Annotated in this window: 18 protein-coding genes and 1 pseudogene; 11 read left to right on the top strand and 8 right to left on the bottom strand. The window is 70.7% G+C overall.

Annotation, left to right across the window (positions count from 1 at the left end):
* Positions 1-437 precede the first annotated feature (437 nt).
* The 7 genes from ACIG3E_RS31680 to ACIG3E_RS31650 all read left to right on the top strand — a co-directional run bounded on the left by ACIG3E_RS31680 (position 438) and on the right by ACIG3E_RS31650 (position 8,804).
* Positions 438-1,466, top strand: coding sequence for a LacI family DNA-binding transcriptional regulator (locus ACIG3E_RS31680; protein ID WP_399623003.1), 1,029 nt, complete (start codon positions 438-440; stop codon positions 1,464-1,466).
* A 121-nt stretch (positions 1,467-1,587) separates the two neighbouring features.
* The gene (locus ACIG3E_RS31675; protein WP_399623002.1) at positions 1,588-2,817 is read left to right on the top strand and encodes an extracellular solute-binding protein; all 1,230 of its coding nucleotides are present in this window, start codon (positions 1,588-1,590) and stop codon (positions 2,815-2,817) included.
* A gap of 33 nt (positions 2,818-2,850) precedes the next feature.
* The gene (locus tag ACIG3E_RS31670; protein ID WP_399623001.1) at positions 2,851-3,834 is read left to right on the top strand and encodes a carbohydrate ABC transporter permease; all 984 of its coding nucleotides are present in this window, start codon (positions 2,851-2,853) and stop codon (positions 3,832-3,834) included.
* The gene (locus ACIG3E_RS31665; protein WP_399623000.1) at positions 3,831-4,661 is read left to right on the top strand and encodes a carbohydrate ABC transporter permease; all 831 of its coding nucleotides are present in this window, start codon (positions 3,831-3,833) and stop codon (positions 4,659-4,661) included. Before ACIG3E_RS31670 ends, ACIG3E_RS31665 begins: the two co-directional genes overlap by 4 nt.
* An 81-nt stretch (positions 4,662-4,742) precedes the next feature.
* Positions 4,743-6,479 carry an amylo-alpha-1,6-glucosidase gene (locus ACIG3E_RS31660; protein WP_399622999.1) on the top strand — a complete coding sequence of 579 codons (1,737 nt, stop codon included), beginning with the start codon at positions 4,743-4,745 and terminating at the stop codon, positions 6,477-6,479.
* A 74-nt stretch (positions 6,480-6,553) separates the two neighbouring features.
* Positions 6,554-8,410 carry an RICIN domain-containing protein gene (locus ACIG3E_RS31655; protein ID WP_399622998.1) on the top strand — a complete coding sequence of 619 codons (1,857 nt, stop codon included), beginning with the start codon at positions 6,554-6,556 and terminating at the stop codon, positions 8,408-8,410.
* Positions 8,411-8,444: 34 nt separating this feature from the next.
* On the top strand, positions 8,445-8,804 hold the full coding sequence (locus ACIG3E_RS31650) for a hypothetical protein (RefSeq protein WP_399622997.1): 360 nt from the start codon (positions 8,445-8,447) through the stop codon (positions 8,802-8,804).
* Between the two features lie 56 nt (positions 8,805-8,860).
* Here the strand turns inward: ACIG3E_RS31650 and ACIG3E_RS31645 are convergent.
* From ACIG3E_RS31645 to ACIG3E_RS31635, 3 genes and pseudogenes are all read right to left on the bottom strand, one after another.
* Positions 8,861-10,971 (bottom strand): annotated as a pseudogene (locus ACIG3E_RS31645) (Orn/Lys/Arg decarboxylase N-terminal domain-containing protein).
* 152 nt (positions 10,972-11,123) lie between these two features.
* Entirely contained in the window at positions 11,124-11,528 is a 405-nt protein-coding gene (locus ACIG3E_RS31640; RefSeq protein WP_399622996.1) for a response regulator transcription factor, read from the bottom strand.
* A 61-nt stretch (positions 11,529-11,589) separates the two neighbouring features.
* Positions 11,590-12,945, bottom strand: coding sequence for a glutamate decarboxylase (locus ACIG3E_RS31635; RefSeq protein WP_399622995.1), 1,356 nt, complete (start codon positions 12,943-12,945; stop codon positions 11,590-11,592).
* A gap of 272 nt (positions 12,946-13,217) precedes the next feature.
* Between ACIG3E_RS31635 and ACIG3E_RS31630 the strand changes: the two genes are divergently transcribed.
* The 3 genes from ACIG3E_RS31630 (at position 13,218) to ACIG3E_RS31620 (ending at position 16,566) form a co-directional block, all read left to right on the top strand.
* The gene (locus ACIG3E_RS31630; protein WP_399622994.1) at positions 13,218-14,423 is read left to right on the top strand and encodes a cytochrome P450; all 1,206 of its coding nucleotides are present in this window, start codon (positions 13,218-13,220) and stop codon (positions 14,421-14,423) included.
* 99 nt (positions 14,424-14,522) lie between these two features.
* On the top strand, positions 14,523-15,788 hold the full coding sequence (locus ACIG3E_RS31625; RefSeq protein ID WP_399622993.1) for a hypothetical protein: 1,266 nt from the start codon (positions 14,523-14,525) through the stop codon (positions 15,786-15,788).
* A gap of 37 nt (positions 15,789-15,825) precedes the next feature.
* Positions 15,826-16,566: a hypothetical protein gene (locus tag ACIG3E_RS31620; RefSeq protein ID WP_399622992.1), complete on the top strand. Its 741-nt coding sequence runs from the start codon at positions 15,826-15,828 to the stop codon at positions 16,564-16,566.
* 107 nt (positions 16,567-16,673) lie between these two features.
* Here ACIG3E_RS31620 and ACIG3E_RS31615 read toward each other — a convergent pair whose 3' ends face one another.
* Genes ACIG3E_RS31615 through ACIG3E_RS31595 form a run of 5 tightly spaced genes read right to left on the bottom strand, consistent with a single transcriptional unit; the run spans position 16,674 to position 22,375 of the window.
* The gene (locus tag ACIG3E_RS31615) at positions 16,674-17,660 is read right to left on the bottom strand and encodes an ABC transporter ATP-binding protein (protein ID WP_399622991.1); all 987 of its coding nucleotides are present in this window, start codon (positions 17,658-17,660) and stop codon (positions 16,674-16,676) included.
* A complete protein-coding gene (locus ACIG3E_RS31610; protein ID WP_399622990.1) occupies positions 17,657-18,682 on the bottom strand; it encodes an ABC transporter ATP-binding protein in 1,026 nt (341 codons plus the stop codon). The genes ACIG3E_RS31615 and ACIG3E_RS31610 overlap by 4 nt, the downstream gene beginning before the upstream one ends.
* Positions 18,679-19,668, bottom strand: a complete 990-nt coding sequence (locus tag ACIG3E_RS31605; RefSeq protein ID WP_399622989.1) for an ABC transporter permease — start codon at positions 19,666-19,668, stop codon at positions 18,679-18,681. Before ACIG3E_RS31605 ends, ACIG3E_RS31610 begins: the two co-directional genes overlap by 4 nt.
* On the bottom strand, positions 19,665-20,612 hold the full coding sequence (locus ACIG3E_RS31600; protein ID WP_399622988.1) for an ABC transporter permease: 948 nt from the start codon (positions 20,610-20,612) through the stop codon (positions 19,665-19,667). The genes ACIG3E_RS31605 and ACIG3E_RS31600 overlap by 4 nt, the downstream gene beginning before the upstream one ends.
* 14 nt (positions 20,613-20,626) lie before the next feature.
* A complete protein-coding gene (locus ACIG3E_RS31595) occupies positions 20,627-22,375 on the bottom strand; it encodes an ABC transporter substrate-binding protein (RefSeq protein WP_399622987.1) in 1,749 nt (582 codons plus the stop codon).
* Positions 22,376-22,643: 268 nt separating this feature from the next.
* On the opposite strand from ACIG3E_RS31595, the gene ACIG3E_RS31590 reads away from it, so the two are divergent.
* Positions 22,644-23,005: dihydrodipicolinate synthase family protein (locus ACIG3E_RS31590; protein ID WP_399622986.1), on the top strand; the 362-nt coding region annotated here is incomplete at its 3' end.

Raw genomic sequence — 23,005 nt, 5'->3', positions numbered from 1 at the left:
GCGTCCTCCGCCTTCTGGCGGTGACCGTTGGCGCGTCTTGCGGTGTGCTGTCGCGGTCATCGGCCGGAGGAATGCCGCGCGGTCCATTCCCTGCCGGTCGAAGCGCTTGTTCGAAAAGCCGAACACTGTTCGTGAAGTCGGGCAGAAGTTAAGTGGGGGAGTCGGGGCGCGTCAATACCTCCGACATCCGTGGCGTTGCCGGGACGTGTGGGCGCGACGCGTGGCGACGGCATGGCCGCCATGGCGGCGCCCCGACGGATTTCCCCTGTGTTTCCGAGGGTCTGCGCGAGGTATTGACACTCGGAAGGATTGGCTCCTAACTTCCCAACGACGCGAACCGGTTCGACACCGGGGGCGACGCACCACTCCCATTTCTCTGCGTACGAACGGCCCACGCCCTTCCGGGACGGGCGAATCGGTTCGACAAAGGAGTCGTCGTGAGCATCGCTGAGATCGCCAAGCGGGCTGGTGTCTCGCGGAGCACCGTGTCGTATGCCCTGAGCGGCAAGCGTCCGGTGTCGCAGGACACCCGCCGGAAGATCCAGCGGGTCATCGACGAGCTGGGATACCGGCCCAACGCGAGTGCGCGGGCCCTGGCCAACGGCCGGACCGACACGATCGGCCTGGTCTTCCCACCGGCCGGGGATCACTACACCGGCATGCAACTGGACTTCATCGGCAGTGTGGTGGAGGCCGCGGCGGCGTACGACTACGACGTGCTGCTGTCCCCGAGCGGTGCGGACAGCGACCGCTCCTTCCAGCGACTCCTTGGCGAGCGGCGGGTCGACGGGGCGATCCTGATGGAGATCAGGCTGCGGGACGACCGGGTCGACCACCTGGCCGACCTTGGCTTCCCGTCCGTCGCCATCGGCCGCACCGCGCACCCCGAGGGCGGCTGGTGGGTCGGCCTGGACCACACCGCGCTCGCGGCGGCCTGCGTGCACCACCTCGCGGATCTCGGTCACCGCCGGGTCGCGTTCGTCAACCGGCCCGAGCAACTGCTGCGGGCCGGATACGAGTCCGCGCACCGGGGCCTGGACGGGTTCGCGAAGGCCGCGGCCGATCGCGGCCTCACGGTACGGGCGTACTGCTGCGGGGACGATGCCGCCTCGGGCCAGGGCTGCCTGGAGCGGATCCTGCGCGACGACCCGGCCACCACGGCCCTGGTCACGCTGAACGAGGCCGCGCTCGGGGGCCTCTACCGGGGGCTCGCGCGGGCGGGCCGCCACGTGCCGCGGGACTTCTCCGTCACCGGGGTCGTGGCCGGTCGATGGGCGGAGACGGTGACCCCGCAGCTCACCGCGGCCGACGTGCCGGCGAAGGAGATGGGCCGACGGGCCGTGGAGCTGCTCGTCGAGCGGATCGACCATCCCGACGCGCCGCCCCGGCACCACCTGCTCGTACCGCCGATCTCCCTGCGGGCCAGCACCGGACCCGCCACCGGCACCTCATCCGGCGCGGCCTGACCCCTACACCCGTCCTCTCCCTCCTTCTCTGCCCTTCTCTTCCCCATCGCCGTTTGGCGTGCCGTTTTTCCCCTTGTCACCCCTGCCACGGCACACGTGTGCCCCAAGCCAAGGACCCGCCATGCACAGCTTCTCCAGACGGCTTCTCGCCGCCGTGTCGTCGACCGTCGTGGCCGTCGCGGGCACCGCCTGCTCCGGCAGCGCGGGCGCCAAGGGCGCCGACAGCGGCACGTACACCCTCTGGGACCCCTACCCGCAGTTCGACAAGACCTCGGCCTGGGCGAAGCTGCTCGATGACTGCGGCACCAAGGCCGGTGTGAAGGTCAAGCGGACCGCCTTCGACGGCACCGACCTGTCGAACAAGGCGCTCCTCGCGGCGCAGCAGGACAACTCCGCCGACGTCCTCATCGTCGACAACCCGGTGGTGTCGACCCTGGCCGAGGCGGGCGTGCTCACCACGACCGACGACACCGAGCTGGACACCTCCAAGGCCGACCCCAACCTGCTCGCGGCCGGTCGGTCCGGCGGGAAGACCTACGGCATGCCGATCGGCGCCAACACCCTGGCCCTGTACTACAACAAGAAGGTCCTGAAGGCGGCCGGGGTGGACGTCGCCTCGGTCAAGGACTGGACGTCGCTGACGGCGGCCCTCGCGAAGGTCAAGAAGGCCGGAAGGAAGGGCATCACCTTCTCGGCGATCGGCACGGAGGAAGGCAGCTTCCAGTTCCTGCCCTGGTTCTGGGGCTCGGGCGCGAAGCTGACCGAACTCGACTCGCCCGAGGGCGTCTCGGCGCTGACGCTCTGGAGCGACTGGCTGAAGCACGGGTACGCGCCGAACTCGGTGCTCAACAACAACCAGACCAACAGCTGGCAGGAGTTCGCCAGCGGCGACTACGCCTTCGCCGAGAACGGCACCTGGCAGCTCGCAGCCGCCGAGAAGGCCGACTTCGGCTACGGCGTCCTGCCCATTCCCGGCGCCTCGGGCGGGACCGCCGCGGCCCCGGCGGGTGGCGAGTTCGTCACCGTCCCGGTCCAGGGCGACTCGGGCCGCTACGCCACGTCCCGCACGCTGGCGTCCTGCCTGACCAGCGCCAAGAACCTGTACGACACCGACACCACGCTGTCCTACGTGGCCCCCACCAGCGAGGTCCAGGACAAGCAGGTGGCGGCGAGCGCCGAGCTGAAGCCCTGGGTCGACGCGGTCAAGGCCGCCAAGGGGCGCACCAGTGACGACCTGGGCACCAAGTACCCGAGGATCTCCGAGCGGCTGTGGAAGGCGGTCCAGTCCGCCCTCAGCGGCTCCAAGTCGCCCAAGGACGCGCTCACCACGGCACAGGACGCCGTCAAGTAAACCGTCAGGCAACCGCGACCCAGGGCTTCGCTGATGAATCGCATGACACACCTGCCGGACCGGCTACCGGCGCGTGACCGGAACGACGCGGCGGCCACCGCCGCCCCGCCCCCCACCGCCCACCGGAGCCGCCGCCCCACCTCACAGCAGTGGGCCGCCTGGGCCTTCCTCGCCCCGGTGACCGTCTACCTCGTCCTCTTCTACGCCTATCCGCTCTACCGCAACTTCGACCTGAGCCTGCGTCACTACACCGTCCGCTCCTTCGTCCAGGGCGACGCGCCGTTCACCGGCCTCGCGAACTACCGGGCGGTCTTCGACGACCCGACCTTCGCCCCGGCACTCACCCACACCGTCGTCTTCACCGCCGTGTGCCTGTTCTTCCAGTACGCCATCGGCCTGGCCCTCGCGGTCTTCTTCCACCAGCACTTCAAGCTCTCCGCCACCCTGCGGGCGCTGTTCCTGGTGCCGTGGCTGCTGCCGCTGATCGTGTCGGCCTCCACCTGGTCGTGGATGCTGAACAGCGACTCCGGTGTCGTCAACGCGGCTCTGCACGCCGTCGGCATCGGTCCGGTGAACTGGCTGACCTCCCCTCAGTGGGCACTGACCTCGGTGATCATCGCGAACATCTGGATCGGTGTGCCGTTCAACCTGGTCGTGCTCTACAGCGGCCTTCAGTCCATCCCGCACAGCCTCTACGAAGCGGCCGCCCTCGACGGCGCGAGCGCCTGGCGACGCTTCTGGAGCATCACCTTTCCGCTCCTTCGCCCCGTGTCCGCGATCACCCTGCTGCTCGGCCTCGTCTACACGCTCAAGGTCTTCGACATCATCTGGATCATGACCAAGGGCGGCCCGGCGGACGCGTCCACGACCTTCGCCACCTGGTCCTACCAGCTCGGCTTCGGGAGCCTCCTGCCCGACTTCGGCCCCGGCGCGGCCGTCGGCAACCTCCTCGTCGTCGCCGCCCTCGTCTTCGGCCTCGTGTACCTGAGGGTCCAGAGAAAGCAGGCACTGGCATGAACCAGTCGCGTCGGCCCCGCGGTACGGCATGGAAGACTGGTCTCGGCCTGGCACTCACCGCCGTCATGCTCTTCCCGGTCTACTGGATGCTCAACGTGTCCTTCACCCGCGACCAGGACATGCGCAAGTCCCCGCCCGACCTGTTCCCCGCGCACGGCACGCTGGACGGCTACCGCGCCGTGTTCGACCAGCAGTTGCCCTACCTGGGCACCAGCCTCGTCATCGGTCTGGGCACGGTCGTGCTGACCGTGGCGCTCGCGGCCCCCGCCGGATACGCCCTCGCGAAACTCCGCCCGCGCGGCGGGGGAGCCCTGAGCTTCCTCTTCCTGGTGGCCCAGATGATCCCCGGCATCATCATGGCGATGGGCTTCTACGCCATCTACCTCCAGCTCGGCCTGCTCCAGTCCGTCGCGGGGCTGATCGTCGCCGACTCCACCCTCGCCGTCCCCTTCGCGGTACTGATCTTCACCGCGTTCATGTCCGGCATCCCCGGCGAACTGCTCCAGGCCGCGCAGATGGACGGAGCCGGGCCCTGGCGCACCTTCCGGTCCGTGGTGCTGCCGATGAGCCGCAACTCGGTCGTCACCGTGTCGCTGTTCGCGTTCCTGTGGTCGTGGTCGGACTTCGTCTTCGCCAGCACCCTCGCCAATGGCGGTGCCCACGAGCCGATCACCCTCGGCATCTACCACTACATCGGCAACAACAACCAGGAGTGGAACGCCATCATGGCCACCGCCGTCGTGGCCTCACTCCCGGCCACGGTGATCCTCGTCCTCGCCCAGCGCTATGTCGCCGCCGGGGTGACGGCCGGAGCCGTCAAGGACTGACCGCCCCACACCGCGGTCGGCCCCCCTGCTGAAGACCTGCCGACTCCTGCTGAACCCTGCTGAAGAATCGAGTCACGCCCCATGACCGCCGCCCGATCCGGCCCGGCCTTCTCGCTCCACGACATCCCGTTCAGCACGTACGGCTCCTGGTTCAGCGTCTCGCCCGTACTGGCGGAGCGGGTGCGCGCCGAGGACCCGCACCTCGTCTCGCACCAGAACGGCATGCACGCCGTCCTGCGCCTCACGCCCCTCGACACGACGACGGGCGACCGGGCCGGGACCCGCGTCGAGGCGGCCCCGGCCCTGCTCAGCTGGACCGGTGAGCAAGGGCGCGTGGCCCTCGCCTACGCCGCACCGGACACCGTCCGCCTGCGCGGGGACGGACTCGGCCTGCGCATCACCGCTGCGGCGGGCGCCCTGACCCCCTTCACGGGCACCTACTTCTACCGCGACCCGGTGGACGGCTCGTACGTGTTCACCTCGTACGAGACCGGGCGCCGCTACCGGATCACCGTGCTGTCGGGCTCCGTCGCCGAGGTGTCCGGCAGCCAGACCCTCGGGAGCGGCGAACGAGGCGTCACCGTCAGCGCGGACCCCGGCGGAGTCTGGGAGGCGGCGATCGAGGAACTGGACAGCGCACGCCTCCCGCACACGCCCTCGGGGACGTTCGACGCCGTCGTGGCGACCGCGGAGCACGCCTTCGGCGCGTTCGTCGACGCGGTGGCACCCTGGCGCTCGTCCGCGACTCCGGCCGCCGAACTCGCCGCGTACGTCCTGTGGTCGGCGACGGTCCGCCCGGCGTCCCTGGTCACCAGGCCCGCGGTGCTGATGTCCAAGCACTGGATGGACAAGGTCTGGAGCTGGGACCACTGCTTCAACGCGCTCGCCCTGGCACCCGGAGCCCCCGCCCTGGCCCGCGACCAGTTCTCCCTGCCCTTCGACCACCAGGACGAGACCGGTGCCCTGCCCGACTCGGTGACCCACTCCGAGGTCCTCTACAACTTCGTCAAACCGCCCATCCACGGCTGGACGCTGTCCCACCTGCGCAGACGGCTTCCCGAGCCCCTCAGCCGGGTGGAACTGGCCGACATCTACCGCCGGTTGACCCGGTGGACGGACTTCTGGCTCACCGCCCGCCGCGCACCGGGCGCCGCCCTGCCCCACTACCAGCACGGCAATGACAGCGGCTGGGACAACGCCACCACCTTCGACCCCGAGCGCGTGGTCGTCGCCGCCGACCTGGCCGCCTTCCTCATCCTCCAGCTCCGCGAACTCGCCCGCCTCGCCACCGAACTGGACCGGCCCGACGAGGCCCGGCACTGGTCCCGCACCGCCGAGGCGACCCAGGCCGCGATGCTCGACGAACTGTGGACGGGGGAGCGGTTCGTGGCCCGCGGTGTCGACACCGCCGCGACCTGGGCCAGCTCCAGCCTCCTCGACCTGATGCCGATGGCACTGGGCGAGCACCTGCCCGAGCACATCGGCAAGACCCTGGCCGCCCGGATCGAGACCCACCTGACCCCCTACGGCCTGGCCACCGAGCTCCCCACCTCACCCCACTACCTCTCCGACGGGTACTGGCGCGGCCCGATCTGGGCCCCCGCCACCGTCCTCATCGAGGACGGTCTGCGCCGCGCAGGCCACGACCGCCTCGCCGACGAGATCAGCGCCCGCTTCCGCGCCCTGTGCGAGACCCACGGCTTCGCCGAGAACTTCGACGCCGTCACCGGAACCGGCCTGCGCGACCGCGCCTACACCTGGACCGCCGCCGCCTACCTCCTCCTCGCCGAAGCCCACGCACGCCGAGACGGCCGCTGACCGGCCGCCGCCCGCCAAGCCCGGGACCGATCGGGCCCCGGTCCTCCTTCTCCCTCCACTCCAGGAGCCGCAGAATGAAGCCGCGCACCACCCCCTCAGGACCCGCGACCAGCACCCGACGCGGGGCTCTCGCGTCCGTGGCCGTCCTCCTGGCCACCCTGGCCGCGACCCTGGTGCCCGCCGCCCCGTCACAGGCCGCGGACACCACCGTCGCCGTCGACTTCTCCGCCGCAGGAGGCGCCCCCACGCACCGCGCCTCCGGCACCCTCTACGGGATGACCGAGGACGGCTCGCTGCCCCAGGACCACTTCTACAAGGACATCAAGTGGAAGTTCCTGCGGGCCGGAGGCGCCCAGCTGGACAGCCCGGGAGGCTGGGTCGCGGGCAAGTACGACCGCCGGTGGAAGTCCACCCTCGCCCAGTACAAGCGCACCAAGGCGCTGGGCGGCACCTTCGTCATCCTGCCGCACGACCTGTGGGGCGCCGACGGCACCACCAAGCCGACCTTCCCCGGTGACAACGGCGACTGGTCCCGCTTCGACGCGTTCTACGACCGCCTCCTCGCCGACGCGAAGGCCGCGGGCATGACCGACATCCAGTGGGACATCTGGAACGAGCCCGACTACTCCGCCTTCTGGGACCGGCCCCAGACCCAGTACCTGGAGATGTGGAAGCGGGCCCACCAGCGGATCCGGGCCGCCTTCCCGGGCGCCGTCATCGTCGGCCCCAGTACCGCTGGGAAGCCCTCCGCGGACTGGGGCGGCCCCTGGTGGAACACGTACCTGGACTACGTGAAGGCCCACAACGCCGAACCCGACGTCTACAGCTGGCACGACCTGCCGGGCGACCCCGTCACCGACGCGGGCGCCGTCAACGCCAAGCTGGCGGCACGGTCGATGACCACGCGCCGCCCCTTCCAGGTCAACGAGTACGGCGCCAGCAACGAGCAGAACCCCGGCCGCGGCGGCTGGTACATCTCCCGTCTGGAGCGAGCCGGAGCGGACGGCATGCGCGCCAACTGGGCGTGGGGCGCGGGCCTGCACGACTTCGCGGCGAACCTGCTCACCAAGACCGGCGGTCAGTACCTGCCGCTGGGCGAGTGGTTCCTGTACCGGTACTACGGCTCCCAGACCGGCACCGTCGTCAAGCTCGCGCCCGGTACGCACACCGACGGGGTGGCGACGAAGGACAACTCCGCGCGCAACGCGAAGATCCTGCTGGGCAACAACGGCACCACCGGGAACGTCACCGTCGACCTCAACCGTCTCGACACCACGTCGGTGGTGGAGAACGGCCGGGTGCGCGCGGTAGTCCAGCGCATACCGAACAACGGCGGCGGCGCGGTGACGGGGCCGGTGACGGTCTCCGATCGGACGCTGACCGTCAGCGGCAACTCCGCTTCGGTGAGCGTGCCGTGGACAGACGCCGCCGACGGCTACACCGTCACCCTGCTGCCCCCGTCCCACACCACCGTCTCCACGACCGCGGTGGCCCAGCACAGCGGTCAGTGCCTGGACGACACCCACCTCAGCACGGACGACGCCACGCAGTACCAGCAGTACCCCTGCGAGGGCGGCTACCAGCAGATGCTCGACCTCAAGCCGGTCGCCGGACGGGCGGACACCTACACCCTCGTGAATGAGCACAGCGGCAAGTGCCTGGACGTCTCGGGCGCGTCCACGGCCGACGGTGCCGCCGTCGTCCAGTGGGCCTGCAACGGCAGCACACACCAGATGTTCACCCTCAAGCCCGTCACCGCGCTCGGCAACAGCAAGGACTACCAACTGGTCGCGGCGCACAGCGGCAAGTGCGTGGACGTCAGCGGGATCTCCACCGATCCCGGCGCGAGGATCCACCAGTGGCCCTGCGACCCGGCGAACGATTTGACCTGGAAGAAGAACCAGATCTGGCGCCTCCAGGGCATGGCCTGACCTGCCCCTGTCGTCGGCAAATACAATGGGGTCCATGTCGAAGCCTGACGAGCTGCTCGTTGATGTCGCCGCCCTGGTGGAGTCCGGGCGGAGCAACCAGATGTCCCTGACCGTGATCGCCGGTGGAGCTGTCATCACCGGTCGGCTGGCTCCCGAGGCAGTGTGGAGGCAGCGGGTGTCGGACGTGCTGGCGGATTCGGACCGCTTGGGCGAGTTCTCCGAAGTCTTCGACGCGCCTGCGAAGAAGGAGGGGCCGCCCGCTCATCTGCACTTCCACGTCGCCCGGATCCTGCAGGGCACGGTGGGCATCCCGGAGACGGGCGGGATGTACCGGGTGGCGATCGAGGACGTCAGCGCCTGGACCATGGGCGACTTCAGCTACTCCGACCGCTGAGCAAGCGCCGCGGCGGTGACCCGCGCACAGTGGTGGCTCTGACCGGCGCACGCCGGTCAGAGGTGGGGCTCCGGTTGTGGCGTGACGCATTCGATGAGGTAGTCACCGGTGGTGGGGTCCAGGGTGACGCCGTGGGTCTCGCTGTGGAAGCCGGGGAAGGCGCGGTCGAAGGTCTCGAGGGCGCCGATCAGCTCCGCCTCGGTGAGGTGTTCGTGCATGTCCTGGCACAGCTGCTTGAGGGTGAGCCCGGTGTAGCGGTGCGGGTGTGCGTCCACGAGAGCGGGCAGCACCCGCTGGAGCGGGGCGGCACTGTCGTAGAGGGCCTTGAAGTCCGTCAGGGCATCCATCAGGGTGCCCCACTTGCCCTTGGTGATGCCCATGGAGAAGAGAATGAGCGTGGTGTAGCTGTCGGTCTTCTCCACGACGATGCCACGGGTGGCGAGGTAGGTCGTCAGGACGCGGGCCGGGATGCCCCACTGCGCGGTGTGCCCCGTGGCGGTGACGCCGGGGCAGGTGACCGTCACCTTCACCGGGTCCAGCATGCAAGAGCCCTCGGACAGCCCCTCGAAGCCGTGCCAGTCGGCGCCGGGCTCCAGCTCCCAGCAGCGGGAGTCCCGGGCGAGCAGGGAAGGCGGCGCGTCGGCGAAGTCCACGCGTTCGCCGGTGGCGGGATCGGTCACGGTGTCGGGCTGCCACACGCCGAAGAACCAGCCGGGACGGTCGCCCGCGGCGGCGATGTGGCGGCCGGTGCGCACGACGGCGCGGCGGAACCGGATGGCCTCGGTGATCGCCTCGTCGATGAGCGCCTGCCCTTGAGGGCCGTCCATCATGGCGGTGGCCACGTCAAGGGAGGCGATCGCGGGATAGAGCGGCGAGGTGGTGCCGTGCATCATGAACGCCTCGTTGAACCGGTCGTGCTCGACGGGCGCGCGGGGCGAGGGTTTGACGTGCACCATCGCGGACTGGGAGAGCGCCGCGAGCAGTTTGTGCGTGGACTGGGTGGCGAAGACCGTGGGCCGCGTCGGGCCCTCGAAGGTGTCGGGCCCGACCGCCATCCCGTAGCGCCCCGCGTACAGCGGGTGGAAGCGGGCGTACGCGAACCACGCCTCGTCGAAGTGCAGCCGCGGCGTGCTGGGCGCCAGAGTGCGGGCGACCTGGACCGTGTCGTAGCACAGGCCGTCGTAGGTGGAGTTGGTGAGCACGGCGTACTGCGCGTGCGGGGAGCGGGCTTCCGCCGCGAGCGGGTGGTCGGCGACGCGTGCTCGCACCGCGTCCGCGTCGATGCGCGCGGTGGGCAGCGGGCCCGCGAGCCCGTATCCGTTGCGGGTCGGGACCAGGTAGACGGGGCGTGCGCCGGAGATCACCAGGCCGTGCAGCACCGACTTGTGGCAGTTGCGGTCCACCAGCGCGATCTCGTCGCGCATCACGCTGAAGTGGCCGACCATGCGGTCGGCGGTGGAGTCCCCGTGCAGCACGAAGTACGTGCGCTCGGCGCCGAAGACGCGGGCGGCGTTGCGCTCGGCCTCACCGATCGGACCGTTGTGTTCGAAGAGGGAGCCCAGTTCCCCGACCGAGATCGACAGATCCGTACGGAACAGCCGCTCGCCGTAGTAGTCGAAGAACGCCCGCCCCGCGGCGGACTTCAGGAACGCGACACCCCCGGCGTGTGCCAGGAGTACTGGTGCGCGTCGTCGAAGCGGCGCAGTGCCTTGAAGAACGGCGGCAGTACGCCGTCCTGATAGGCACGCGCGGCGGAAGCCACCCGTCCGGCGATGAAGACGGGGGTGTCCTCCAGGGGCCAGACATAGCCGGTCACCACCTCGGCGACCCACAGCGGGAGCTGATCGAATTCGCCGTCCGAGTCCTGCGGCATGAACAGGAACACGGGCAGGTCCTTGAACCGCTGCCCGATCGCCCCCAGCACCTGAGGGCCGCCGCCCGCCGCGCCGTCGGACCCGGCCTGCGGATCCAGGTCCCAGGCCACCATCGCCCCGGCCAGACCGGCCTCCGTGCGCAGCACGGCCTGCGCGTCCCGCGCGTCGGCCGCCCACCGCACGTCCACGCCGTGCGCCTCCAACTCGCTTGCGATCCGCCGCAGTTGCTCGGCGACGGCCCCGGAACCCGCGCCCGTCTCCCGCGTCGCGAACAGTACTGTTCCCGCGCTCATGCTCATTTCAGATCACACTCCTGAGGACGGCGTATGCCGCGCGACTAACGGGTCGAGGTCTTCGGCAACACCGCCGATCCGGCGGGATTCACCCGAGGGAGTAGAGCCCCGAGCCCTCCGCGTCCGGGGCGATGCCATCGGGCGGACGCGTCTCAGGCGTGCAGGATCTTCACGACCGCCTGCGTGCGGTCCGTGACGTCGAGCTTCAGGAAGGCGGCGCGCAGATGGTTCTTCACCGTCGGCTCCGAGATCTTGAGGTCGCAGGCGATACGGCGGTTGGACAAGCCGCGCGCCAGCAGCTCCACCACGTCCTGCTCCCGCTGGGTGAGCCGGGCTTCACGCAGCACGCGGGCCATGCCGTCGCGGGATCGCGCGGGGGCGCCGCCCCGGGGCTGCGGGGCGGGCGCCACCGGGCAGGTGCCCAGCAGGCCCTCCAGATGGAGGACGATCCGGTTGAGCTCGCTCAGGCGCTCCGATACGTCCTTCAGCAGGGCGCGCGCGGCGCTGTCCGACTCCTGGCCGCCGCAGGAGGCGCCCGGGCCCACGCACGTGCTCACACGTCCTCCTCGCCACTGCTCGGCATGGCCGAGGCTCTGCCGCTGACCAGGGACATCGCGGTCACGGCCGAGCGCTTCCCTCGAGCAGGGAGGCGACCTCCGTGCGCAGGTTCCGCACGAGGTGCTCGGCCATGTCCTGGCTGAATCCATGGCGGACCACGACGCGGAGTACTCCGATGTGCTCAAGGTCGGGTGGCAGGTGGTAGGCGGGAATCTGCCAGCCGTGGCGGCGCATGCGGTCGTGGATGTCGAACACCGTCATCGCGTCCTCGCCCGGCCGGACCCGGATGCCGACCACCGGCAGATCGGTGCCGTCAGCGATGACGTCCAGGCCGGGGATCCGCGCGATCTCCTTCCCCAGGAAGCCCGCCACCTCGCGGGAGGTCTCCTGCACCGCGTGGTATCCCTCGAAGCCGAGGCGCAGGAAGTTGTAGTACTGCGCGACGACCGGGGCGCCGGAGCGGGAGAAGTTCAGCGTGAACGTCGGCACGCAGCCGCCGAGCAGTTCGCAGTCGAAGACCAGTTCCTCGGCGAGATCGGACCGGTCCTCCCAGACGATCCAGCCGACTCCCGGGTAGACGAGCCCGAACTTGTGGCCGGAGGCGTTGATCGACCGGACCCGGGGCAGCCTGAAGTCCCAGATCCGCTCGGGGTCCAGGAACGGCGTGACGAACCCGCCGACGGCGGCGTCCACGTGCATCGGGACGTTGATGTCCCGGTCGGCCTGGAGGCGGTCGAGCTCGGCCGAGATCTCGGCCACGGGGTCGTACTTGCCCAGCGCGCTGGAGCCGAGGATCGCGACCATGCCGATCGTGTTCTCGTCGCAGGCCGCGGCCACCGCGGCCGGGTCGACGCAGTAGTCCGGCTCGCTGATGGGGACGTAGCGCGGTTCGACGTCCCAGTAGCGGCAGAACTTCGGCCAGCAGGTGTGTACCGCGGTGGACATGACCAGGTTGGGCCGGTCGGTGGACAGCCCGGCGGCCCGGCGGCGGTTGCGCCAGGAGAATTTCATCGCAAGCCCCGCGAGCATCGCCGCCTCGCTGGAGCCCGCCGTCGAGCAGCCGACGCCGACGCCGTCCGGGTCGTTCCACAGATTGGTGAGGATGTTGACGCAGCGTGTCTCGATGTCCGCGGTCTGCGGGTACTGGTCGTGGTCCATCAGGTTCCGGTCGAGGCACTCCGCGATCAGCTCTTTCGCCTGCGGCTCCATCCAGGTGGTGCAGTACGTCGCCAGATTGAGCCGGGCGTGGGACTCCAGGATCAGCTCGTCGCGGATGAGGGCGCGTGCGGCGTCCGCCGACATCGACTTGTCCGACAGCTGGAAACGCGGGACCCCGCCGGGCGGGACGAGCCCGCTGTACAAGGGGTTGACCGGCAGCACTTCCTCACGCCGGTCGGCGTGAATGGGACGCAACATGGGCGGGTTCTCCTTGCCCTGGTGATTCGGTACGTGCTTTCCCTCGCCGTTTCCGACGGGAAGTCCTGGCCATTTCGGCAGGAACGCGCAGTCGTCCTTGTAGAGCGGGTAAGTGTCCATGATCCTGGGTGAGAACCTCCATGGTCGCCACTTGGCAACGCATTCTGATTCTTGCGTACTAGGTAATTCGTGTCAGATTGCCTGCCTCCCCGGGCTGGTTAGGATTTCAGGCATTGGGAAAGATCGGCGAATTCTGCCTGAAGGGTGGAACATTGTCTGCGCTGGCCGAGAGCATCACTGTGGAACGCCTTGAGGCGGACCCCTATCCGACCTATGAACGGCTGCGTAGCGAAGAGCCTGTGGCCTGGGTGCCCGCCGTGGGCGCGTGGCTCGTCACCCGCTGGGACGACGTGCGTCACATCCTGACGAGCCCCGAGTCGTTCACCACCACCAACGACGCCTCTCCGCTGTCCACGTACTGCGGAGCGGAGAACGTCCTGAACCAGGAGGGCGACCGGCACACCGCGATCCGCGCAGCCATCGGCGACCGGTTCGGCGAGGAGGCGGCTCCCGTCGTCGCCGCCCACGCGCAGACCGTCGGCGCGGAGCGGCTCCGCGCCCTGGAAGGCCGGGACGAGGCCGATCTGATGGCCGAGTACTTCGAACCGGTCTCCGTGGCCACGGCGGCGTGGCTGCTCGGCCTGGACGGCGTCGACGGCATCGACACCGCCACGCTCACCCGCTGGTCGACGGGTCTGACCGCGGCCCTGTACAACCCCTCCCGAGACACGGCGGCGCACGAGCTGGGCGCGGCCGTGTCGGCCGAGATGACGCGGGTACTGCGACCGCACCTGACGCGACTGCACGCACAGCCGGACGGCTCTCCGCTGTCGGCACTGGTCCACGCCGGCTGCCCGGCGGCCGACGCGTCGGCCGCCACCGCGCAGGCCCTGGCCACGGTCCGGATGATGACGAGCGCGGTACGGGAGCCGGGCTGGCTCGGGGGCAACACCCTGCACGCCCTGCTCACGCATCCGGAGCAGATGGAAGTCCTGCGGGCGGACTCCGGGCTGCTGAGCGCCGCGGTGCGCGAGGGGATCCGCTGGGCCGCCCCGGTCGGTACCGTCGGCAGGCTCACGACGCGGACCGTGGCCCTGAGCGGCCAGGAACTGCCCGCAGGCGCGCCGGTGGCACCCGGCATCGCGTCGGCCAACCGGGACGAGTCCGCCTTCCCCGCCGCCGACCGGTTCGACCTGCTGCGCGCCCGTACCGCCGCTCCCATGTCACTCGGCTTCGGCGGGCACGAGTGCCTTGCCGCGCAGGTCGTACCGGCCGTCGCGGAAGGCGCGCTGCGGCAACTCCTGGAGCACTTCCCGGAACTCCACCCGGTACGGGAGGTGCGGCCGCGCGGCTGGAAGTTCAGGAAGCTCGACACGCTGCCGGTCGGTTGGCGCGGCCGGTCCTCGGCCGGTGTCTGAGGGCAAGCTGCGCCATTCGACGGAAACCTGAGGGGCGCCGCACGCCCACCGGGGCGCGCCGAGTGACGTGGGAGCTGTGCGCCCACCGATATTGATGTGATGATCGAACAGGAGGGGCGAGCCGCGCCTGCCAGGTGCCGCGTCCGCCGCTGCGTGACGGCGTTCCTGGCGGCGTCCCTTCTGGCGGCACTGCCCGGCGCGGGCCCGGCGGCGGCCGACGGCCCCAGCGAGAACGGGCTGGTGCTCCAGGTCACCGTCAACACCCTCCCCGGACTCGCCGCCCTGCGACCGGGCATCCGGGTCGGCGACCCGGTGGTGAAGACGTACCGGCTGATCAACCGCAGTGGCGCGGGCCTGTACGGCGTGCGCGTGAGCGACCCGGGGCTGCCGGGCACGGCGATCCGCTGCCCCGGCGGCGGCGACCGGGTGCGCGTGCTGCGGGGCCTCAGCTCCACGAGGTGCACGGCGGAGACGCGGGCACGCCCCGGCACCTGGGCGCACGACGTGCGAGCCTCCGGCAGCATCCCCTCCCTGCCCGCCACCGTGCGGGCCCAAGCACGGTCCGGGTACACGGGCGTCGGCGGTCGGCTCGCGCTCTCCGAGACCGTCACGGTCAAGGGGCAGCAGGCGACCCTGCGGTACACCGTGCGCAACCCCGGCAACCGTGTGGTCCACTCCATCCGGATCAGCGACCCGGCCGCCCCCGCCGACGCGATCGACTGCGGGGGCCACCGGCCCGTCGTGCCCGCGCTGCACCCGGGGCGGTCCGCCCTGTGCAGTGCGGTCGTGCAACGCGGGCCCGGGACGTACACCGGTCGCGGGCGCGCCCAAGGCAGCGACCGCATCCGTACGATCGGCCGCCGCGGCCACACGGTTCCCCCGGCCGGGCTCACCGCGGACGCCTCCGTGCGCTTCGTGATCCCCCGGCCCCCACCGGCACCGCCGAAGGCCCCCGGCCGTCCGCGGCCCGCTCCGAAGCCGGTGAAGCCTCCCGCTCCCGCGCCTCCCGCACCGCCGCCCGCGCTCGCCGGGCCCCCACCCGCCGGGGTCCCCCTGCCGCTCGCGGTGCTTCCCGTGCCGCCTGGCGTCGCCGTGCCTCCGCTGCCCCCCGTCGGGATCGCGGCCCCGGGTGTCGTCCCCGAGGGCGAGGCGGCGGCACCACCCGGAGCCGCGACCGGGGGCGGGGACACGGGCGGCACGGCGGCCGTGCCGCCGCGGGAACAACAGGCCCAGCCCCGCTCCTTCCTGAGCCGCTTCTACCGCCCGGGCGACGGGCCCACGGGCCTGGGCCTGCTCGCCGCCCTCTTCCTCTTGCTGACCCCCGCCGCCATCGCGGCCGCCGTCCTCGGATCGCGCCGACTGTGACCGGCGGCGGACCGCAGCCCACAGGAGTGCCGTTCCGGTGATCGAAACCCTGGCCATCGTCCTGGGCGTCGCCCTGCTCGCCGCGGCCGTCGTCGTGGTGAAGCACCGCTTCTGGCCACTGGGCCCGGACGACGAACCGCGCGAGGACGTGGCCGAGTACATCTCGATGATGGTCGGTGTGCTCTACGCCCTGGTCCTCGGGCTCGCCCTGGTGTCCGTGTGGGACGCCCGCTCCAGTGCCGCGGACCACGTCCAGGCGGAGGCGAGCGCCGCGCACCAGGTCCGGCTGCTGGCCGACGCCCTCCCTGAGCCGCAGGCTGACGGGGTGCGCTCGGGGATGCGGTCGTACGTCCACCACGTGGTGACCACGGAGTGGCCCACGATGGCGGAGCGAGAGCCGCTCGGGCAGCGGGGATGGCGGCTCCTGGACGGGGTGCGCAACGCCAACCGGCTCCCCGACGACGCCACGGTGGCGCAGCACTCGGCGTCCCAGGAGGTGCTGGCCCAGGTCTCCGCCCTCGACGAGGCGCGGCGCGGACGCGAGGGCGACATCGACAGCGGGCTTTCCCCGGTCCTGTGGCTGGGGTTGATCATTGGCGGCGCGCTCACCGTGGCGTTCATGTTCATGTTCGGTGTGCGGCGGAGCTTCACGCACGTGGTCATGGTCATGGGTCTCTCAGCACTCATCACCTTCCTGGTCATGCTCATCCATCAGCTCGACACGCCGTTCAGCGGTCTCCTCGCCGTGGACGCCACGCCGTTCGAACGGTACTTCTGACGCCGGTCGACGGCCCCGGTGCTCCTGCCGCCCCGATGTGGGGGAGGAGCCTGGTGGGCACGTCCGTGCCCCCGCAACCGCGCTGGTTCCGGGGGCACGGACGCGGTTCAGGCCGCCTCGGGGAAGTGACAGGCGACCTCCCGCGCCTCGCCCGGCACGGCGATCCGCAGCAGTGGGGCCTCCGTGCGGCACCGGGCCTGGGCCTTGGCGCAGCGGGGGTGGAAGGTGCAGCCGGGCGGTGGGGCCGCCGGGCTCGGCGGGTCTCCCAGCAGGGTGATGCGCTCACGGGCCCGCTCGGCCACGGGGTCGGGCAGGGGGACGGCGGAGAGCAGCGCCCGGGTGTAGGGATGGGCGGGGGCCGCGTACACCCGCTCCTTGTCGCCGATCTCGACGATGCGTCCGAGGTACATGACGGCGACCCGGTCACAGACCCGCTTGACCACGGACAGGTCGTGGGCGATGAACAGATAGGCAAGGCCCAGTTCCCGCTGGAGGCGCTCCATGAGATGGACGATCTGGGCCTGTACCGAGACGTCGAGGGCGGAGACGGGTTCGTCGGCGACGACGAGGCGGGGGCCGGTGGCCAGCGCGCGGGCGATGCCGATGCGCTGGGCCTGGCCGCCCGAGAACTCGTGCGGATAGCGGTCGACATGCTCGGGGATCAGCCCGACCAGATCCATCAGCTCCACCGCGCGCTCGCGGGCGTGCGCCGCCGAACTGCCCTGCGCCAGCAGGGGGTCGGAGATGATGCGGGCCACGGTCTGGCGGGGGTTGAGGGAGGAGTGCGGGTCCTGGAAGACCATCTGGAGCTCGCGGCGCAGGGGCTTGAGCTCGCGCTGGGACAGATGGCTGATGTCCTGACCGGCGTACGTGATGACGCCGCCGGTCGGTTCCAGGAGCCGCATGATCATCCGGCCGGTGGTCGACTTGCCGCAGCCCGACTCCCCGACCAGGCCGAGCGTTCGCCCCGGTGCCAGGTCGAAGCTGACGCCGTCGACGGCCCGTACCGGCGCGGCGCCGCGCCGCTTGGCGGGGAAGGCCATGGCCGTGTCACGGAGGGACAGGAGAGGCTGCGCGGTGGCGCTCGCGGTCATGAGGGGACGCTTTCGTGTGCGGGGAGGTGGCAGGCGGCCGGATGGTCGGCCGGGCCGCCGAGGAGGGGCCGCTCGGTCGCGCAGCGCAGCCGTTCGCTCGGCGAGGCGGTCGCGGCCCGGGTGCAGCGGGGCGCGAACGCGCAGCCGGGTGCGGGGGCGAGCAGTGACGGGGGACTGCCGGGGATCGCCCGCAGCGGGGTGTCGTCGGTGTCGTCGAGGCGGGGCAGGGAGTCGAGCAGGCCCCGGGTGTAGGGGTGGGCGGGGGCGGCGAACAGGGCGTCCACCGGGGCCTGTTCGACCGTCCGCCCGCCGTACATCACCAGGACGTCGTGGGCCACGCGGGCCACCACCCCCAGATCGTGGGTGATCATGACGACGGAGAGTTCGCGCTCCTGCTGGAGCCGGGCGATCAGCTCCAGGATCTGGGCCTGGACGGTGACGTCCAGGGCGGTGGTCGGCTCGTCCGCGATGAGGAGGTCCGGCTCGCAGGCGAGCGCCATCGCGATCATCACGCGTTGGCGCATGCCGCCGGAGAACTGGTGCGGGTACTCGCCCGCCCGGCGCCGCGGCTCGGGGATGCCGACCTCGGCGAGCATCTCCACGGCCCGTGCGCGGGCCACCCGGCGGCGCGAGTCGAAGTGGACGCGGTGGTGTTCGGCGATCTGCTCGCCGACGGTGTAGTACGGGTGGAGGCTGGAGAGCGGATCCTGGAAGATCATGGCCATCCTGCGGCCGCGCAGCCGGTTCAGCTCGCGCTCCGCCAGGCCCGTCAGCTCCTGTCCGCCGAGGCGGACGGAACCGGTGACCTCGGCGCCGGTGAGCAGCCCGAGCACCGCCATGGAGGTGACGGACTTGCCGGAGCCGGACTCGCCGACGATGCCGAGCGTGCGGCCCCGGTGGACGTCGAAGCTGAGCGCGTCCACGGCCCGCACCGGCCCGTGCCGGGTGGCGAAGGTGACGGTCAGGTCCCGGACGGACAACAAGGGGTGCCGCGGGAGCGGTGTGGAGTGCTGGTCGGTCATCGCAGCCTCACCCTGGGATCGACGACGGCGTACAGCAGGTCGACGGCCAGGTTGGCGACGACGATGAACGTGGCGGCGAGCAGGGTGACGCCGAGGATGACCGGCTGGTCACCGGTGGTCAGGGCGCCGTAGAAGAGCCGCCCGACACCCGGCAGGCCGAAGATGGACTCGGTGATGACGGCGCCCGCCAGGAGGCCGCCGAGATCCATGCCGAAGATGGTCAGGATCGGGGTCATGCCCGCCCGCATGCCGTGCTTGACGACGACCGTGCGGCGCGGGAGCCCTTTGGCGCGGGCCGTGCGGATGAAGGGTTCACCCATCGTCTCGATCATCGAACTGCGGCTCTGCCGTGCGTACATGGCCGCGTACAGGATCGCGAGGGCCAGCCACGGAAGGAGCAGGTTCGACGCCCAGTCCAGGGGGTCGGAGCCGAAGGGCACGTACTGCGGATAGGGCAGCAGCCCCGCGGTGCGAATGAGCCCGTAGATGAGCATCATCGACGTGAAGTACACCGGCAGCGAGGCCGCGCCCACCGCACCGACCATCAGGATCCGGTCGAGGAGGGTGTCCTTGCGCAGGGCCGCGGTGACCCCGGCGCTCAGGCCGAGCGCCAGCCACAAGGCCGCCGCACCGACGGCCAGCGAGGCGGAGACCGGCAGCCGGTCCATGAGCAGGTCCCACACGCCCTGGCTGCTCTCGTACGAGTAGCCCAGGCACGGGAAGTCGCAGCGCAGCGCGTACGGTCCGCTGCCGACGGTGCGGCCGGTGAAGATGCCGGACAGGAAGTCCCAGAACTGCCGCCACAGCGGCTGGTCGAGACCCATGTGGGCGCGGATGGCGGCAAGCCGTTCGGCGCTGCACGACTTGCCGCAGGCGGCGGCGGCCGGGTCGGAGGGCAGGACGTAGAAGATGGTGAAGGTGACGGCGGCGATCGCGATCAGTACGCCGAGCACGCCGAGCAGGCGTCGGCCGAGATAGACGATCACGTGCGGCTTCCTCTCGGGTCGAGGATGTCCCGCAGGGCGTCGCCGAGCACGGTGAACGCGAGCACGGTCAGGAAGAGGCAGGCGCTGGGGATCACGAAGTACATGGGGTCCGTGTCGTAGAAGTTGACGCTCTCGGCGATCATCTGGCCCCAGGAGGGGGTGGGCGGACGCACGCCGACGCCGAGGTAGCTCAGGGCGGCCTCGGTGGCGATCATCCCGGGGATGATCAGAGTGGTGTACGCGATCACCGGCCCCGCGACGCCGGGCAGGATGTCACGGGTGAGGATCCGCCAGGGGCCGGAGCCGCCCACGCGGGCCGCGTCGACGTACTCGCGGTGCTTGAGGGAGAGCGTCTGGCCGCGGACCACCCGGGCGATGCCGGGCCAACCGAAGAGGCCGATGACGGCGGTCATCAGCAGGACCCGGTTGACGTCCTTGGCCACCGACATCATCGCGATCATGAAGATGAGGGAGGGGAAGGACATGGTCAGGTCCATGATCCGGCTGAGCACGGCGTCGACGCGGCCGCCGAAGTAACCGGCCGCGATCCCGGCCGCCGTGCCCGCGACCACGACGATGGCGGTCGCGGCGAAGGCGATGAGGAGAGAGACCTGGGCGCCGTGCACGACCCGGGCGAACAGGTCGCGCCCGGTGACGGGTTCGACGCCCAACCAGTGGTCGGTCGAGATCCCGCCGAGCGCGCCGATGGGCTGGCCGCCCAGGTAGGGGTCCACGGCGGTCTTGTCGAACTCGTCGGGCGACCAGCCGCCGAGGCCGCTCAGCAGAGGGGCGGCGACGGCCATCACGGCGAAGAGCGCGATGATGGCGAGGGCGATCTTGACGGAGGTGCGGCGGCGTAGCTCCGCGCGGGCCAGCTGCCAGGGGCCGCTGCCCGCCGTCGGTGCCGCTGGTGCCTTCGCCGGTGTCCTTGCCTGCGTGGTCATGGCGCGACAGCCCCTCAACCCTGGCTCTTCGAGGGGTCCTTGAGCCCGACCGTGGCGTAGTCGACCTCGCCTCCGAAAGAGGTGTGGCCGTGGGCTCCCGCGATGTTGGTGCCGAGCAGCAGGGGCATGCGCTCGATGACGGCGGGGGCCGTCGGTGCCTTGGCGAGGATCTCCCCGTCCAGCTTCTGCCACGCCTTGTTGGCCTGTGCGGCGTCGGTCATGGCGGCGATCTGGTCCATCCGCCGCATCGTGGGCTTGTCGCGGAAGAGGGAGTGGTTGCCGGAGTTGCCCTTCTCCTTGATGTGACGGCCGTCGAAGACGAAGGGGAGGAACGTCGACCCGGAGGGGTAGTCGGGGCACCAGCCGGTGTAGACGAGGTCGGTGCGGTTCTTGGTGTCGCCGATGGTGTCGTAGAAGGCCGACGGGTCGACGGTCTCGATGGTGACCTTGATCCCGGCCCGGCCGAGCGACTGCTGTACCGCCTCGGCGACCCCCTTGTCCCCGGTGGAGACGGTGATGCTGGTGGCGAAGCCGCCCGGCTTGCCCGCCTGCTCCAGGAGCTGCTTGGCCTTGGCCACGTCCCCGGTGACCGGGATCTTCAGGGTGTCGGGCTGCTTGCCGCCGAAGAGCGGGCCGGGCATGAGGGCGGTGGCCGGTTCGTTGAGGGCGGGGCCCCCGGAGGCGGTCATGACCGCCTCGCGGTCCAGGGCGTACTGCACGGCCTGGCGGGCCTTGACGTTGTCGAAGGGGGCGCGGCCGGTGTGCATCTGCACCATCTCGGTGCAGTTGGTGGACTCGGCGAGCAGCCGGGCCGTGACGTCGGTCTTGGTGAGCACCTTGGGCGCGGACTCGGGGCGCATCTTGTCCCAGGAGACGGCGGACGCGTCCGCGCCCTGGGAGGCGATGAGCCGGTCGTCGATCTGATTGGCCTTGAGTCCCATCGTCACGACCAGCTTGTCCGGGTACGCCTTGCGCACGGTGTCCGTGGCCGGGTCCCAGTGGGGGTTGCGGACCAGGACGAGCTCCTTGTCGCGCGCGTACGACTTGATCTTGTACGGTCCCGAGGCGAAGGGACGGTTGTCGTACTGGGGCCCCTTGTCCCGCGCCTTCGGGACCGGGGCGAAGGTCGGCAGCACGGTGGCGTAGGGGAACTCCGCGAAGGGTTTGCGGAGTTCGAAGACGATCGTGCGGGCGTCGGGAGTCCTGACGGAGTCGAGGTGCTCGCCCTCGGCCGGGCCCTGGTAGCCGTCGACGCCCGCGAGGTAGCGGGCCGCGTAGTCGGGTCCGCCGGGCAGGTCGGGGGAGAAGGACCGCTCGACGTTGTACTTGACGTCCTGGGCGGTGATCGGCGTCCCGTCCTCGTACTTCAGGCCCTTCTTGAGCTTGAAGGTCCAGGTCTTGGCGCCGTTGGAGGAGGTGCCGAGGTCCTCGGCGAGGTCGGGGGTCAGCTCGCCGCCCTTGGTGCCGGGTGCGGCCTTGTACGTCACGAGGGTGCGGTAGAGCAGCCGGGTGCCGAAGTCCATGTCGCGGACCACCCAGTTGCGGGCCGGGTCGAGGTGGGTGAAGTCCTGGTTGGACAGCACGTTCAGCGTGCCGCCGCGCTGCGGCGTCCCGCCGACCACCTTGCCGACGTTGGCTGTTGCCGGATTCTTGCCGTCGCCGCCGCGGCTGCCGGAGTGCTTGCCGTTGGAGCAGGCGGCCGCGCCGAGAGCGAGGGTCGCCGCCGTGGCGGTGGCGACTGCGTGAAGGGTGCGCTTGTTCATCAGTGGTCACTCCGTGAACAGTCGAACAGCCATTCAGGGTGGCTGAAATGTGACCGGTAACATAGTAATGTGAAATTGTACTGGCAAGGGGCAGGCGCCTCCGTTACCGAGCCGTGTCCGGGATCGGGGGTGAATTGGCGTGATTGCCGGGGGACTTGGCAGCGAGAGTGCCATGTGAAATGTTACTGACGTGTTCACGGGAACGCGCCCGCTCCGGGCGCGGCTGACGGTCAAGTAGATGTCCCACTGCAGAGGAAGGTTTGCTGGCATGACCACTACCTGGACTCCGGAGCGGCCGTGGCGCGGCATCATGGTCGCTACCGCGTTGCCGTTGCGTGATGATCTGTCTGTCGATTACGACGCCTATGCCGAGCATGTGCGGTGGCTGTTGGACAACGGCTGTGACGGTGTGGTGCCGAACGGTTCGCTGGGTGAGTACCAGACCCTCACCGCCGACGAGCGCGCCCGTGTCGTGCGTACGGCGGTGGAGGCCGCGGGTGAGGGCGCCCGGGTGATGCCCGGGGTTGCCGCGTACGGCAGTGCTGAGGCGCGTCGGTGGGCGGAGCAGGCGGGTGAACAGGGTTGTGGCAGTGTGCTGTTGCTGCCGCCGAACGCCTACCGTGCTGATGA

Origin of the sequence: Streptomyces sp. NPDC053474, from assembly GCF_044544845.1 — a bacterium.
Taxonomy (GTDB): domain Bacteria; phylum Actinomycetota; class Actinomycetes; order Streptomycetales; family Streptomycetaceae; genus Streptomyces.
This window is presented reverse-complemented; position numbering and strand designations above follow the sequence as displayed.